Origin of the sequence: Roseitalea porphyridii (genome assembly GCF_004331955.1) — a bacterium.
GTDB lineage: Bacteria > Pseudomonadota > Alphaproteobacteria > Rhizobiales > Rhizobiaceae > Roseitalea > Roseitalea porphyridii.
In genome coordinates this window covers 2,617,856-2,633,654 of record NZ_CP036532.1, presented here as the reverse complement: position 1 = coordinate 2,633,654, position 15,799 = coordinate 2,617,856, and the positions used below count along the sequence as shown (strand labels likewise).

7 protein-coding genes are annotated in these 15,799 nt (G+C 67.9%); 5 read left to right on the top strand and 2 right to left on the bottom strand.

The genetic code is table 11. From position 1 onward, the window contains the following. Positions 1-9: 9 nt before the first annotated feature. The gene (locus E0E05_RS12795; RefSeq protein WP_131617066.1) at positions 10-10,242 is read right to left on the bottom strand and encodes a beta strand repeat-containing protein; all 10,233 of its coding nucleotides are present in this window, start codon (positions 10,240-10,242) and stop codon (positions 10-12) included. 463 nt (positions 10,243-10,705) lie between these two features. On the opposite strand from E0E05_RS12795, the gene E0E05_RS12790 reads away from it, so the two are divergent. Both E0E05_RS12790 and E0E05_RS12785 read left to right on the top strand, forming a co-directional pair. Next, positions 10,706-11,254 carry an invasion associated locus B family protein gene (locus tag E0E05_RS12790; RefSeq protein ID WP_158629365.1) on the top strand — a complete coding sequence of 183 codons (549 nt, stop codon included), beginning with the start codon at positions 10,706-10,708 and terminating at the stop codon, positions 11,252-11,254. After that, the gene (locus tag E0E05_RS12785) at positions 11,251-11,631 is read left to right on the top strand and encodes a hypothetical protein (protein WP_131617064.1); all 381 of its coding nucleotides are present in this window, start codon (positions 11,251-11,253) and stop codon (positions 11,629-11,631) included. Before E0E05_RS12790 ends, E0E05_RS12785 begins: the two co-directional genes overlap by 4 nt. Positions 11,632-11,679: 48 nt before the next feature. Here E0E05_RS12785 and E0E05_RS12780 read toward each other — a convergent pair whose 3' ends face one another. Continuing rightward, a complete protein-coding gene (locus E0E05_RS12780) occupies positions 11,680-11,838 on the bottom strand; it encodes a DUF2256 domain-containing protein (RefSeq protein WP_131617063.1) in 159 nt (52 codons plus the stop codon). A gap of 121 nt (positions 11,839-11,959) precedes the next feature. Between E0E05_RS12780 and E0E05_RS12775 the strand changes: the two genes are divergently transcribed. From E0E05_RS12775 to E0E05_RS12765, 3 genes are all read left to right on the top strand, one after another. Then, positions 11,960-12,682 carry a hypothetical protein gene (locus E0E05_RS12775; protein WP_131617062.1) on the top strand — a complete coding sequence of 241 codons (723 nt, stop codon included), beginning with the start codon at positions 11,960-11,962 and terminating at the stop codon, positions 12,680-12,682. A 70-nt stretch (positions 12,683-12,752) separates the two neighbouring features. Beyond that, positions 12,753-14,075, top strand: a complete 1,323-nt coding sequence (gene guaD / locus E0E05_RS12770) for a guanine deaminase (RefSeq protein WP_131617061.1) — start codon at positions 12,753-12,755, stop codon at positions 14,073-14,075. Positions 14,076-14,149: 74 nt separating this feature from the next. After that, the gene (locus E0E05_RS12765; protein WP_131617060.1) at positions 14,150-15,793 is read left to right on the top strand and encodes a glycoside hydrolase family 13 protein; all 1,644 of its coding nucleotides are present in this window, start codon (positions 14,150-14,152) and stop codon (positions 15,791-15,793) included. Positions 15,794-15,799: the final 6 nt, after the last annotated feature.

Below are 15,799 nucleotides of genomic sequence, written 5' to 3'. Positions count from 1 at the left end.
GGGCGGCGATCACGGCGTCGGGCAGACGGGCTGGTTGAAACTGACGCCGGCCGAGGCGTTGACGGTGGCACCTCCGTTCGCCGCGCTGACGGCGGCGGCGTTCGCCTGGGGCACGTTCAGGGCGCCGGCGGTCACGATGTCGAGATCGATGTTCGTCGCAGTTCCGGCCAGCGCGTTGCCGGAAATGTTGGCGCAGACCGTTCCGCCGGCGGCGTTGAGGCTCTCGATCACCATGTTGTCGCCGGCGCCGTTGTTCTGGGTGAAGGTGTTGTTGGTGACCGTCAGATTGAGGGTGCCGGACCGCCCGCCAATCTCGATGCCCGCCGCCCTGAACAGGTCGGCCGCGGCGGTGGTGGTGATCGTGTTGTTCTGGACCAGCGCATCGAGCCGTTCGCCCTCGGAGACCACGACTTCGATCACCTGGCGCGAGGGGCTCACATTGCCGGCCGTGCCGCCATTGTTGCCCTGGCCGATCTGGTTGTTGCTGATCGTCAGGCTGTGCGTACCGGGCGTCGCGGCCGCAACGGGGTTCTGGATGTTCATGCTGATCGCGTCGACGCTGCTCGTCACATTGTCGATGCGGTTGTTGGTGATCGCGACGTCAAGCGTGTTCGCGGCGGTTGTCGACGTGTTTGCGGGATCGTGAATGGCGAAGATCGCGCCGCGACCGTTGGTGTCGACGATGTCGTTGTTGTCGACCGTGCCGGCGAGCGTGGCGCCGTTCGTCACCCCGCTGAGGTTGAGCTGGATCACGCCGGCACTTGTGATCGCCGTCTTGGTGAGATCGTCGAGCGTGTTGCCGCTGATCGTGAAAATGTGCGTGGCGCCGGCGCTCGACGTCAGGAAGATGTTGCCCGTGCCGTTGGCGGCCGCATTGGTGAAGGCCGAGTTCTGGATCGTGGTCGTCAGCGTGCCCGTCGAACCTGGAAGATCGCCGGCGACGCTCTGGATTGCGGTGCTGAACAGGCCGGTGAAGCTGCTCTGGTTCCGGACCGTCAGCGCCATGTTGGAGGTGCCGCGCGAGCGGAAGAACAGGGCCGCAGCCGCGCTGGTGGCGTTCGAGAAGGTGCTGTCGTCGACCGTGAACGAGGTCAGGTTGGTGTTGTTGTTGTCGACCTCCAGGCCATTGGCGTTCGCGCCGTTGAACTGGGTGATCAAGCTGTCATTGTCGAGCCGGTTGACGCCCGTCAGGTTGACCGCGCGGATGCCGTCTGCGGCCGGATTCTGGATCAAAAGCGCCGAGAGCGTGAAGGTGCCGCCGCCGGAGGATTCGATCCCGGCATCGCCGGCATTGATGATGTTCATCTGACGCAGGGTGACGTTCGACGCGTTGAGCAGCGACACCGCGTCTCCCGTGGTGTTCTGGATGGTGCCGCCGGTCCCGTTCCGGTTGAGAACGCCGCCGGTGGTCGTGCCGTCGCCGGTTACGGTGAATGCACCCGTCGTGCCGGTGTTTTCGAGCAGGATGCCGTTGGCCGCACCGTTGGCCGACACGCTCTGGAACGTCACGTCTGCCGCGCCGATCGTCGTGTCGGTGATGGTGACAGCGGTGCCGGTCGTCGAGGTCACCGTGTTGCCGGCGCCCTGGACCGTGACCGTGCCACCGCCCGACGCGCCGAAGCCGGTGCCGGACGTGGTGTCGATGTCGAGCCCGCCATTGGTGAAATTGACCGTTCCATTGGTGTTGGCGGCGACCTGAACAGCCAGGATGTTGGCCGTGCTGACCTGTTTGGTTGCACCGGAGAAGGTCACGGTCGCCGCCGTGCCGTTGTTGATCTGGCGGACGCGGAACGCGCCGCCCGAGGCGTTGTCGTCGGTGAAATTGCCCGAAAGCGTGACCGAGCCGCCGGTAAGTTCGCTGATGTCGGCCGCCACGCCCGTCGCCCCGGACGAATTGACGTTGGTGGCGATATTGGTCGTCGCGTTGCCGCCGCTGGCATTCGTCCCCACGGCGCCGATCCTGATTGCGGTGGAGGCCGCCGTGTTCGTGATCGTGCCGCCCTGGACCGTCAGAGTGCCGGACGTGTTCTGAAGGTCGATGCCGTTGGCGCCGGCGAGCGCGCTGGCTCCGACGCTGGCGAAGGTGGCGCCCATCGTTACATTGTCCAGGACCAGGGCGCTGCCGCTGGTCGTCTGGATCGTGTTGTTGGCGCCGGACACATTGACCGTGCCACCGCCCGACGCGCCGAAGCCGGTACCGGACGTGGTGTCCAGGTCGAGCCCGCCATTGGTGAAGTTGATCGTCGCGCCGGTGTTGCCGGTGAGGTTGACGCCGTTGGCGGTGCCGGCGTTGATGACCTTCGACGTTCCCGAAAAGGTTGTGACGGTTCCGCCGGACGTATTGCTGACGACGACGCCCTGGCCGCCGCCGGCGTGGTTGATGTTGCCCGAGAGGGTGAATGAACCCCCTGTCTTGTTGGAGACGCGTACGGCTTCCCCGCCCGCCGTGGTCACGGACTGGCCGATCGTCACCGTTTCCGTCCCGCCGTTGACGTTGATCGCGCGGGTTGTCGTGCCGGTGATCGATCCGCCGGCCCCGGTGTTCAGCGAGCCGGACATCGTTCCGTTCGTACGGACGATGTTGATGCCTTCGGCGGCCCCGTTCACTGAAACGCTGGTCAGCGTGACGCCGAGGGCGATGCCGCCGGTGGACGTGTTGAACAGATTGATCGCTTCGTCATTACCGCTGGCGATCGTGCCCGTCGTCACGTTGAGATTGAGCGTCCCGGTGCCGGCCTGATTGACGAACAGGCCGGCTCCGTCCGCGGCGGCGCCGTCATTGTCGATGGTGAGCGTGCCGAGCGAAACGGTCGAGCCGCCCGAATTGGTGATCTCCACGCCGGCCTCGTCCGAGCCGGTGACGGCCGTTGTGCCGTTGACGGTGAAGTTCGATCCCGCCGCCAGCGTCAGGTCGACGCCCGATCCGGTGGCGTTCGTCGACGTGACGTTCTGCAGCGTGATGTTGGCGACCGTCGGGTTGATGAACACCGCCGTGCCGTTGTTGGAGGTGATCTGGTTGTTGCCGCCCGGATCGTTGATCGTGACCGTGCCCGAATCGGTGGCCCGGAAGCCGAACGCCCCGGCGCCATTGACCGTGACGTCGAGGCCGTTGAACGTGTAGGCGCCGGTGTTGGCGCCGCCGGCGCTGGTGCCCAGATCGATGCCATCGGCACCTGCGGCCGCACCGCCGTTGATGATGGTCGTGCGCCCGCCGAAGGTTATGTCGCCGTCCGAATTGATGATCCGGATCGCGTCGAACTGGTTGGCGGTGATGTTGGTCGTCCCGGCCACCGTTATCGTCGATGCGCCCGGCGCGTCGAAATCGTCGACGACAAGCCCCAGCAACAGGTTGTTCAGCGACAGCGAGCCGAAGTCGAGATCGAAGCCGGTCGCCGCGTTGGTGATGTCCTCGATCGCGATGCCCGTGCCGGAGCCGTTGGTGGCATTGCCGATCGTGACCGCGCCGAAGTCGATATCGGTGCCCGTCGCCGAAATCGTGTCGATGCCGATGCCGTCTCCGCCGGGGTCAACCTGACCGACGGTCGTGTTGATGTTGACGGCGCCGAAGGCGAGGGTCTGTCCGTTCTGCGCCAGGTTGGCGATGCTGAGCCCGAACCCGGTATAGTTGTCGAGCGTCGTCGCGCCGGCGACCGAGAAGCCCGAGTTCGCGCCGAGATTGTTGAGCACCAGACCGTTGCCGACGGCGCCGCCGCCATTGCCGGTGACCGATGTCAGCGCGAAGTTGAGCGCCCGCACGCCGGTCAGGTTGACCGCCGCGCCGCCCGCCGCGTTGATGTCGCCCGAATTCGCCGCCACGGTCAGGCCGGCGCCCGTCGCCGAGAAGCCGGCGCCGTTGGTCGTCGTGATGTCGACATCGGTGAAGGTCGCCGTGCCGCCCGACCCGGCAAGCTCGATCGCGGTGTCGGTGCCCGCGTTGCCGTAGCCGGTGATCGCCACGTTGCCGAACGAAAGCGTGCCGCCGGTCTGGCCTGTCACCTCGATGACGCTGTCGCCCGTCGCCGTCGACGACGTCACCGCGCCGAACTGGATCGTCCCCGCGGACTGGCCGGCGATATCGATGACGTTGTCGGTGTTGCCGGCGGCGGCGATGGCGCCGCCAATGGTGACGTTCCGCCCGCCCGCGCCGATCGAGACGACGGTCCCGGTCGTGCCGTCGATGTCGGAAGCGGCATCGACCGTGATCGCCGCCGTCGAACCCGTGCCCGCGTCGATGCCGAGCGCAGCGCCGGCATTGGGTCCGACCAGGTCGACATCGGTGAGGGCGACGCCGCCGGCATTGTTGTCGAGCAGGACCGCCGTCGCGCCGGCGCCGACATTGGTGATCTCGACATTGTTGACCGTGACCGCGTTGGCCGCGCCGCTGACCGAGATCGCCGCGTCGCCCGCGCCAAGGCCCGTGCCGTCGAACACGGTGTTGCGAATGGTCGAATTGCCGGCGCCGGCCGCCGTCGCCACGATCGAGGTCGCACCGCCGGCCGAGTTGCTGGCGATCACCGTGTCCTGGGTGACGAGCCCGCCGACAGCGCCCAGATTGCCCTCGACATTGGCCGGCTGGATCGTGCCGAACGCGATCTGGCGGCCATCGTCGAACCCGTCGAGCGACTGACCGTCCTTCAGCGTGAAGCCGTCCGCGCCGCCGCCATTGACCGCGACACCCACATCGATCGTGCCGGCGCCCGTGTGGGCGACGAAGACGAAGGTCTGTCCGGTGTTGGCCAAGGCTTCCGCATCGGCGACCGTGATGGTGTTCAGCGACTGGCTGAGATTGTGCGTGTTCGCGGCAATGTTGCCACCGGTCTCGGACACGAAAGTGACCGCGCCCGCGGCAGCCGGCAGGTTCGCGTTGCCGGTGAAGACGACATCGTTGAAATCGAAGCTGGAGGCGGGCAGCGTGCCGCCGGCGACATCGACGGTGAAGGCGCCGGCCTGACCGTTGACGCTGATCGACGAGCCCGTATCGTCGGCGCTCTCGCCGTCGCCGAAGGTGAACTGCACCGCCGCCGTGTTGTCGATCACCACGCCGCGATGCAGGTCGGTGATCGAACTGGACGGCCCCGTGTCCGGGTTCAGCTGGCTGCCGATGTTGACCAGCTGGTTGCCGGTCACGCCGGTCAGGTCGATGCCGATCGAGGTGGTCGATGTGTCCGGTCCGCTGATCGCCGCCGACTGGAACGCGACGGTTCCGTTCAGCATCGCGCCGGAAAGATCGATGCCGGTCTGGTTTGCGGCCCCGCCGACGGCTGTGATCGTGGTCGTGCCGAAGGTGATGGCGCCGTTCGCGCCCTCGACGTCGATGCCCGCCGTGCCCGCGCCGGTGTCCATGGCGATCGCCACCGTGCCGAAGCCGATGGAGCCGGCATTGCCCGTCAGCAGGATGGCGTCGTCCGCCGCACCCGTGATCGTCGTCGTGCCCGTCACGGTGAAGGTGCCCGAGACCTGGTCGAGCGTGATGCCCGTGCCGTTGCCGCTGGCGCCTGCGCCCGTTGCGCCAAGGGCTGCGGCGCTGTTGGTCGACGTGACCGCGTTGAGGGTCATGGCCGTGGTCAGCGGATCGAGGAACAGCGCCGGTCCACCGGCCGTGTCGACCGTTCCGCCGGTCGTGCCCAGCGTGAAAACGGTCGGACCGCCGGTCTTGGTGTCGACCTCGAGGCCCGTGCCGCCGGTGTTGAAGATATCGACCGTGCCGAGCGCCAGATCCCCGGTCGGCACCAGAAGGGACAGGCCATCGCCGACGACCCGCGCGCCGACGCCCTGACCGATCTGCGTGGTGCCGGTGCCCGTCACCTGCTGGATGCCGGCTGTGCCGGTATCGGCATCGAAGGTGACCCGGTCGAACAGGGCGCCGCCGCTGGTGCCGTTGCCGATGATGGTCAGGCCGTTCAGAGACGTTACGACGGTTGCGCCGTCTGTCGCCCCGCCGTCCACGTCGAGCGTGAAGCCGGCCGTCGCGCGCGTCAGGGCGAGATTGTCGAGCCCCAGGACCACCGAGGCGGCGTTGCCGGACGTGTTGTCGACGTCGATGGCCGCGCCGGGCGCGGTGATCGTGTTCGTCGTCCCGCCAAAGGCGATCCTGGTCGATCCGGCGCCGCTGACATTGGCGACGATGCCGCCGCCGGTCGCGCCGCCGTCGAAACCGCCGATCACCAGATCGTTGAACGTCAGCGTGCTCGTGTCGTTGACCTGAACGATGTTGACGGCATTGCTCGCGCCGCCGATCCCCTGGATGGTCAGATCGTCGAACGTCGCGGTCCCGCCGAAATTGGCGAGATGGACACCCTCGGTGCCGGCATTGGTGATGTCGAGGTTGGTGACCGTCAGCGTCGGGCGGCCGAACAGATCCAGTCCGCGACCACCGGAATTGATCCGTGACGCGTTGGTGGCGTTGCCGACGTTCAGCGCCTCGCCGGCGTTGGAGACATCATTGTCGACGCCGGCGACGGTCGGGGCCGTCGTTTCACCGATCCGGACGAAGCCCGTCCCGGTGCCGACGTTGATATTGCCGCCGTTCTGGTTGAGGAACACGCCGATCGTGCCGCCATCGATGCTCAGACCCGTCAGGCCGCCGGACGTGCCGGTGCCGATGCTGAACGTCGCGCCGGTGTTGGTGCCCGTGATCGCAATGCCGCGGCCGGTCGGATTGTCGATGTCGGCGGCGACGATCGTCACCCCGCCGGCGCCGGTCACGTCGTCGATCGCGATGCCCTGCACGGTGTTATTGAGCGCATTTGCCCGGCCGATGTTGATCCCGTTGCCGGCGCTGGTCGTGACACCGGTCAGGTTGATCGCCCGCGTTCCGCCGGTGCCGGACACGGTGTCGAGATTGACACCGCCGGCGCCGATCGTCGCGATCGCCATGTCGAGCGCCACGCCCGCCGTCGAATCGATGGTCTGCATGCCGGCCGCCGCGACGCCGACCGTCGAACCGCCGGTGACGTTCAGGCCGGTGCCGGTGGTCGTATCGATGTCGAGATCGCCGGTGAAGGAAACGGTGGAATTGGCGATGTCGACGCCGTTGCTGACCGTCGTTGCGACCGTCGTGTCATCGAGCGTCACCGTACCGGTGACATTGTCCAGATCGATGCCCTGACCGGCCGTGATGTTGCGGATCGTCAGCCCGGTCGAGGTGATGCCGATGGCGCCCGTTCCCGCCAGACCGTCGCCGCCGGCCGCATTCTCGATGATGAAGTCCTGCGTCGTCACCGCGCCGAGCGCTGTCAGCGTGTCGCCGGCGCCGGTGTTGGTGAGCACCGCCGCGCCGTTGCCGGTCGGATCGGTGATCGCCGCGCCGCCGCCCGGCACGCCGGAGAAACTGGCCGGGATGATCAGGCCCGCGCTGGCGAACGTGCGGCCGTTGCCGAACGAGGCCATGGTCTGGTCGTTCGACAGGGTGAAGCCGTCGACATCGTCGATCGCCGCGCCGTCATTGATCAGGACGAACGTCGTGTTTGCGGCGACGATCGCGTCGGCGGTGATGACATTGGCGCGGTTGTCGACGTCCGAGCCCGAACCGTCGCCCGTCGCCGTGGCGGCCACGAAGACCAGATCGCCGCCGCCGGCGGCGGTGAAATCGAGCGTGCCGGTGAAGGCGACATCGTCGAAATCATAGGAGCCGTTCGTCGCCGCCGAGCCGTTGGCGATCGCGGTCGTGCCCGAAATGGTCGAGCCCCGGTCCGTCGGGCTCTCGCCGTCGCCGAAGACGAAGGTGGCGTTCGATGCGGCGCTGAACCGGACGCCGACATCGACGCCGGCGATCGAGGCGCTCTGGCCGGCGACGTTCATGTCGCCGAGCCGGATCGTGCCCGGACCCGTGGTCCCCGACAGATCGATGCCCGTCGTGCCGACATTGGTCGTCGAGGACACGTCGAAATCGGTCGCGGTCACATTGGCATTGATCATGGCGCCGGCAAGGTCGAACGCCGTGACGTTGGCGCCCGACAGCGCGATGTCGAGATCGGCGAAACCGACCGCGCCGCCCGTGGTGCCCTGGAAATCGACGCCGGTGCCGGCGCCGGCGACGTCGATCTGCGTCATCGCGCCGAAGTTGACCGGCCCCGTGTTGCCGTTCAGGTGGATGCCGGTGCCGGTGGTCGTATCGATGTCGAGATTGCCGCCGAAGGCGATGGTGCCGGCATTGTTCTGCAGATTGATGGCCGTCGCCGCGCCGGTGTTGGCGGTGACCGGCCCGCCGAAGGTCACCGCGCCGCCGGTGCGGTTGCGGATGTCGACGGCGCTCGCCGCGCCGGTCTGGGTGATCGCGCCATCATGGCTGATCGCGCCGTTACCGCCCTCGATGCGGACGCTGCCGCCGCTGCCGGTGACCGTGCTGCCGGTCATCGTGAAGGCGCCGCCCAGATTGGTCAGCGACACGCCGAACCCCGCTCCGCCATCGAACCGCGATCCGGACACGTTGACGGTCGCGGCGCTGTTCTGGAGCGCCAGCCCGCCGCCTGTGGTGCGCACGTCCATGATCGTCGCTGTGCCGGTGAAGCCGTTGCCGCCGATCCCGGCGGCGCCGTTCGTGGCGATGCCGGCCAGATAGGGGCTGTCGGTTGCCCCGAAATTGACGCCGGCGACGGTGGGACGGCCGCCCAGGCCGCCGAGCGTCAGAACCGAGTTGAGCGCGTCGGTCAGCGGCACCGAAACCGTGCCCGCATCGCCGGCGCCGACGACCCGCTGCCGGTCGGCGGTCAGCGCGAAGACGTCTGCAATGTCGCCGGCGATATCGACGGCAAGGAACGTGTCGCCCGCCCCGGCGAGCCCCTGGGCGACCGTGAAGGTACAGGCGTTCTGGGCGCTCGAGCAGTCGCCGGTGCCCTGGGCTGTCTGCGCGACGTGATAGACCTGCAGCGTCTGGCCGGTCGCCGCGTCGGTCAGGGGGCCGGCGTTCTCGACCGGCACGTCGAACTCGGGCGCCACGATGTTCTGGAAGCGGTTGACCGGGCGCACCATCAGCCCGTCGATGCCGTCCGATGCGCCGCCCTCGTCGCCATAGGTGCGGTTCGATCCCAGCGGCATGCGGAAGCGTATGGTCGCGTTGCCCTGGGTGCCGTACTGGTTGTCGTGGGTCAGTTCGCCGCCGACCGCAAGCGTCGCCCCGTCGAAGCCGAACGGGTCGTCGAACGCCACCTCGGCGCGCAGGCGCCCGCCCTCCACCTTGCTGGCGCCGCGTTCGAAGCGATAGTAGCCGCCACCAACGCGGAAGGCGGTGTCCGGGTCGAGTTCGAAGCGCAGGCCGACATCGACATCGAAGCCAGGCAGGGCCTGCTCGCGCCGCTGCGTGCCCGACAGGATGACGTTGGTGCCCTGCAGCGCCACAGCCCCGGCGCTGACGCCGCCCACATCGTAGGTGCGCGATCCGGGCAGGTAGCCATTGATGCGGAACTCGAAGTTCTCGGTCAGCAGTTCGGCGCCGATCGTGCCCTGCACGAAGCTGTTGTTGTTCTTCGTGTTGAGGAAGTCGACGAAACCGTAGACCCCCAGGATCGTGTCCTGGCCGAACAGGAAGTCCGGCACGATCTGCCGGTAGCCGCCGCCGATGCTGCCCTGCTGGGAGGGGAGCGTCGACAGCGTGCCGCCCGCATTGATGTAGAGCAGCCAGTCATCGGCCTGAAACAGCGGCGCGAAGACGTCGATCGTCCCGGACGAATAGGGCGAGCCGGGCCGGGCGATGAAATCGATGAACGGCCCCCATTTGGGCTCGATCGCGAGCGGGCCGCGATCGGGCGAGAAGGCGCTGACGATGCGGGCTTGGCTCTGTAGCGCGTAGGTCGATTGCCGGGGCGCGCCGTCCTGCGCAGGTGTCGCGTCCGCCCCCGGAGCGGTGTCCTGCCTGACCGGCCGTTCGGCGGGCGGTGGCGGCAGGCGGGTGGCTTCGTCACCGTCGCCGAATGCGGCGGCGATGCGCCTGTCGATCGTGTCCGGTCCGCTGCCGCCCAGGTCGAGCAGATAGTCGTGCGTGTCGTCGGCGCCGACCGCGACCATCGTGACGGTGCTGCCCGGCGCGGCCAGATGCGGATCATCGTCGGCGGAGATGGGAAGGATACCCGTGATCGCATCGTTCGCCCGGCCGGAGATCGTGCCGGTGGCGAACGCGATGGCGGTCAGCGAGGCCGTGGTGGTCAGGCGTGGCAGCGTGGCGCGGATCCTGGGGTCGGCCGGTCGCCGGACGTGATGATCGAGCGGCCGCGCGTCGGCCGCCTGACCGCAGCCGTCCGATCGCATGCACGCCTCGAAATTCAACACGCCTCACCCCCTGACGGCAAGGCGTCCACATCGAGATCGATCGTGCCGCTCTCACCCGTCCGCCAAGCGATCGCCCGCTTCGGTCTTCGTGCGTCGTGGAGCCATTTCGGCCGTGACGACGTCGGAATCCCGTGGAATCGCGCTGCGGATCACAGAGACGCTAGATTAACCGCATGTTACGCGCCAGTGGATGCAGCGGTTTTTCTTTCTATCATCGCGCATGTTGCAGAATTGGCACATGATAAAGCCCGCCGGCACATGGGGAAGACATGGACGGGAACCGATTGCTGCCAGCATACGGGTCGTTCTTGATGCGGCACCCGGTCGCCTGTGCCTTTTTCTCTGGATGCATGTCACCGGCGGATCGTTGCCGCTGCCGCCGGCTTGCGCCATGGTGCCGGCCATTGGCGTCCTTCGGGGTTGCAGGGCAGGGCACATGCGGGTGAACGGGATTCGCGGCATATCGACCAGGGCGCGGCGGCGACGGGTCGCGGCAGGCCTTGTGCTGGTGGCGTCGGTCGCCGGTCCTGGCACGCGCGCCGGCGCGGCCGAGCCGGGCGTGCATGGCGACTGGGTCGTGCAGTGCGCGACCGACGCCGGCGACGAGGACCGCTGCCAGATGTCCCAGATCCTGACCGCCGAGGGCACCGGCGACCATGTCATGACGGTCGTGCTGCGGGTGGCCGACGAAGGCGCCGGGCTGACCGGCCTGGTACGCCTGCCGCACGGGCTCGATCTGCCGGCCGGTATCGCGCTCGATGTGGACGAGCGCGGCACGCCGCTGCGTGCGGCGATCGGGACCAGCGATGCGGCCGGCGTCTACGCGCAGCTGCCGCTCGACGCACAGATGGTCGCCGCGATGCGCGCGGGCCGCACGCTAAATGTCAGCATGCGCTCGGTGAAAGGCGAGGTGATCACGCTCGGGGTCTCGCTCGCCGGCTTCACCGCGGCGGCGGAGGCGCTCACCGCGCACGAGGAGGACCGGCCGTGACCCGCCATGACGGACAATCGTTCGCCGACGAGCGGATCGAACTCGACGGCGCCGGTTTCCGCAACTGCCGGTTCGCGCGATGCGAACTGGTCTATGCCGGCGGGCCGCCACCGGAACTGGTGAACTGCCATTTCGAGGATTGCAACTGGGTCTTCACCGGCAGTGCCGCGGTGACGCTGGGCTTTCTGTCGGCGCTGCATCGCGGCGGGTTCGCCCCGCTCGTCGAAAACACCTTCGAGATGGCCCGGCGCGGCGATTTCCTGCCGGCGCTGGCCGAGGAGCCGAAGGAGGGGCGGGCCGGAGCGAAGGACCATCCGCTGATGTTCCGCGTGCCGCGCGTGCTGAAGCTGCGCCGCAGGCCCGAGACGGAAGACTAGCCACGGTCGCTTGCGGCGCTCGCGTCCGCAGCGGTGCCGCGTGGCAGGTCAGTCTGCCTCTTTCCGGCTGCCGCGGGCGCGGCGACACCGTTCCGAGCAGTAGCGCACGCGGTCCCAGTCGCGCGCCCATTTGCGCCGCCGCGTAAAGGGCCGTCCGCACACGACGCACGGCTTCTGCGGCAGGTGCGACTTGTTTCCGCGCGTCATCGCTTGCTTGCGTCCGGTTCGTGCCATCGACCCGGCAGATAGGCCGGTTTTCCGCTCTTGCCATGGCCGGAGCTTCCGCCTGTGACCGTCCGCACAGCGATCCGGGCGGGCGCGGCCCATCATGGCGGTCAATGAAGGCGGCGCGTCGCGCGTCGCCGAACGACCCCAGGAGACGACCATGACCATCACTAGCACAGTTCACCGCCCGCCCTGCATCCGCACTGTCTTCGCACGCCTGCGCCGCCTCGCGTTCACCGGTCTGGCCGGTCTCGCCGCCGCCGGCGCGACGCTTTCGCCGACGCTCGCCGACGAGCGCGGCCAGATCGAGCCGCGCACGATCGACCGGGCGATTGTGCCCACCAATGTCGAGCGCGGCGATCGCGACTTCGACGGAAAGGGCCCGATCATCACCGTGGGCACCCGCCTGTTCGTCGGCCGCAACGGCCGGGCCGTGTTCGCCGAGGTGCTGATGTCGGCCCGCGAGGACGGTGGCGACGGCAGCCGCACCTCGATCGGGCCGCTGACCTTCGAGGTCTGGCGCTGGCAGCCCAGCGACGGCGCCCGCTTCGTGCGCGAGATCACCTCGCCGACGATCTCGACCGTCCGGTTCCGTTCCGGGCCGGGCTGCGCGCCGATCGGCTGCGCGCTGATCGGCGCCGCCGAGGATGGCGGGCTGATCGTCACGGTCAACGGCAACGGGCCGGTGCGCGACATCCGCCTTCTGGGCGACACGCTGGGCGACGACATCTCGACCGACAACAACCCGCACGGCGACACCTCGATCCGGCGCATCCGGTTCAATCCGGTCAACGTGATCTTCACCGACAGCCTCGTGCGGAGCTGACGGTCACGGGCCTTTCAATGCCCTTCGATCTCCCCCATAGTCCGGCCGTTTGACCGGGGGAGATCGGGGCATGGCCGCAGGGCCGCAGCAGAAGGTTTCGATCGTGCGCGGGCGGCTCCTGTGGTTTCACCGGGAGCCGCTTGGCGCCGACGACCTTTCATCGTTCACCTACATCGAGGACGGCGCGCTCGTCTGCATGGGCGGGCTGCTCTCATGGGCCGGCGACTGGGCGGACCTGCCGGCCGACCATCGCGGCGCCGCGGTGACCGACCACCGGCCGCACCTGATCGTGCCCGGCTTCATCGACCCGCACATCCATTTCCCGCAAGGCCAGGTCGTCGCCTCCTACGCCGGATCGCTGCTCGAATGGCTGAACAGCTACACCTTCATCGAGGAGCAGCGCTATGGCGACCCGCCGTTTGCCGCGGCGATGGCCAAACGCTTCTGCGACATGCTGCTGGCGCACGGCACCACGACGGCGGTGGCGTTCGGTTCGGTGCACAAGGCCTCGGCGCAGGCGTTGCTGGCCGAGGCGGCCGCGCGCAACATGCGGCTTGTCACCGGCAAGGTGATGATGGACCGCAACGCGCCCGAGGCGCTGACCGACACGGCCCAGACCGGCCATGACGACACGAAGGCGCTGATCGACGAATGGCACGGGGCAGGGCGGCTCGAGGTGGCGATCAGCCCGCGCTTCGCGCTGACCTCGACCGACGCGCAGATGGAGGCGGCCGGCGCGCTGGCGCGCGAGCATCCGGACTGCCTGATCCAGACCCACCTGTCGGAGAACCATGGCGAGATCGAAGCGGTCGAGGCGCTGTTTCCGGACGCGGTCGACTATACCGATGTCTATGAACGGTTCGGGCTCCTGACGTCGAAAAGCCTGATGGGCCACTGCATCCATCTGTCGGACCGGGAGATCGGGCGCATGGCCGAGACCGGGGCGGTGGCGGTGTTCTGTCCCACCTCGAACCTTTTTCTGGGCAGCGGGCTTTTCGATCTGGACCGGATCAAGGGCGGTGGCGTGCGCCATGCCATCGCCACCGACATCGGCGGCGGCACCTCATGGTCGCTCCTGAAGACGCTCGACGAGGGCTACAAGGTGCTCAATCTTCAGGGGCATCGTTTTCATCCTTTCCGCGCCTTCTGGCAGGCCACGCGCGGCAATGCCGAGGCGATCGGCATGGCGGACCGAATCGGCACGCTCGACGCGGGCACCGAGGCCGATTTCGTCGTGCTCGACGCGCACGCGACCGATGCGATGGCGCTGCGTATGGAGCGCGCCGAGACGCTGGCCGAGGAACTGTTCGTGCTGCAGACGCTCGGCGACGACCGCGCCGTCAAGGCCGCGTATGTCGCCGGCGCCGAGGCGATGGCGGACGCTTTGCCATAATCCTCTTGCATCCGCGCGCCGTGTCGCGTTAGCGGGCCGCCGGACGGTCAGCACGACAGCGGAGGACAAGGCCCATGCAACGCGACGATCTGCCATGGTGGAAGTCGGCGACCGGATACCAGGTCTATCCGCGCAGCTTCTGCGATTCCGATGGCGACGGGATCGGCGACATTCCGGGCATCATCTCCAAGCTCGACTATCTGGCCGAACTGGGCATCGGTTTCATCTGGCTGTCGCCGGTCTACCGCTCGCCGATGCGCGACAATGGCTACGATATCGCGGACTATCGGGACATCGCTCCCGAATTCGGCACGCTGGATGATTTCGACCGGCTGGTCGCCGAAGCCAGGGCGCGCGGCATCGGCATCGTCATGGATCTGGTGGTCAATCACACCTCGAACGAGCACGACTGGTTCCGGCGCGCCTGCGCGAGCCGGCAGGCGCCCGAGCACGCGTACTACATCTGGCGCGACCCGGGCCCGGATGGCGGGCCGCCGGACGACCGGACGGCGATCTTCGGCGGGCCGGCCTGGCACTGGGTCGAGGCGGTCGGGCAGTACTATTTCGCCTATTTCAGCGCGCATCAGCCGGACCTCGACTGGCAGAACCCGGACCTGCGCGCCGAAATCCACGACATGATGAACTGGTGGCTCGATCGGGGCATCGCCGGCTTCCGGATGGATGTCGTCTCGCTGCTGGGCAAGGACGTCGATACGGACCGGCTGGAGGAGGGCCCCTATCTGCACGAGTATCTTCAGGAGATGCACCGTCAGACGCTGGCTGGCCGCGACGTGGTCTCGGTCGGCGAGAGCTGGGCGGTGACGCCGCGGACCGCGCCGCTCTATTGCGGGCGCGACCGGGGCGAACTCGACATGGTCTTCCAGTTCAACCATGTCAGCCAGGGCTGGGACGAGACTTTCGGCAAGTGGAAGCCCAAACCGTTCGATCTGGTGCGCTTCAAGCGCGTGCTGTTCGACTGGCAGCGGGCGCTCGCCGACGATGGCTGGAACTCGCTGTTCCTGTCCAACCACGATTTGCCCCGGCAGGTGTCGATCTACGGCGATGACGGCCGCTGGCGGGTGCGCTCGGCGAAGATGCTGGCGATCGTCATGCATCTGATGAAGGGAACGCCCTTCATCTATCAGGGCGAGGAGATCGGCATGACCAATGTCGCCTTCGAGCGGCTCGACCAGTTCCGCGATCTGGAGATCGAGGGCCGCTACGCCGAAATGATGGCGCAGGGGCTGGCGATGGAGGATTTTCTCGCCGGCGCCAATCTGAGCGGGCGGGACAATGCGCGCGTTCCGATGCAGTGGACGGACGGGCCGCAGGCCGGCTTCACCACCGGCACGCCGTGGATCGAGGTGAACCCGAACCATGCCGAGATCAACGTCGCCGCCGACCGCGCCGACCCGGACGGGGTGTCTGCCAACTACCGGACGCTGGCCGGCCTGCGGCGCCGGATGCCGGTGATCGTCGAGGGGCATTTCGCGCCGGTCGCCGAGGACGATCAGCGCGTGTTCGCCTACACGCGCGAACTGGACGGTGAACGGCTCGTCGTGATCGCCAATTTCAGCGCCGAGGCGACCGGTTTCGAGACGCCGGACGAACTGGTGGGCGAGGGCGAATGCCTGATCACGAACGTCGCCCCGCGCACCGCGATCGAGCCGCGGCTCAACCTTGCGCCCTATGAGGCGTTCGCGCTGCGTTACCGGTAGGCGGCG

Bases quoted from the DNA above. Each gene is read 5' to 3' on its own strand.
- E0E05_RS12775 (WP_131617062.1), top strand. From the start codon at position 11,960: ATGGCGGTCAATGAAGGCGGCGCGTCGCGCGTCGCCGAACGACCCCAG.
- E0E05_RS12795 (WP_131617066.1), bottom strand. From the start codon at position 10,242: ATGCGATCGGACGGCTGCGGTCAGGCGGCCGACGCGCGGCCGCTCGAT.
- guaD (WP_131617061.1), top strand. From the start codon at position 12,753: ATGGCCGCAGGGCCGCAGCAGAAGGTTTCGATCGTGCGCGGGCGGCTC.
- E0E05_RS12765 (WP_131617060.1), top strand. From the start codon at position 14,150: ATGCAACGCGACGATCTGCCATGGTGGAAGTCGGCGACCGGATACCAG.
- E0E05_RS12780 (WP_131617063.1), bottom strand. From the start codon at position 11,838: ATGACGCGCGGAAACAAGTCGCACCTGCCGCAGAAGCCGTGCGTCGTG.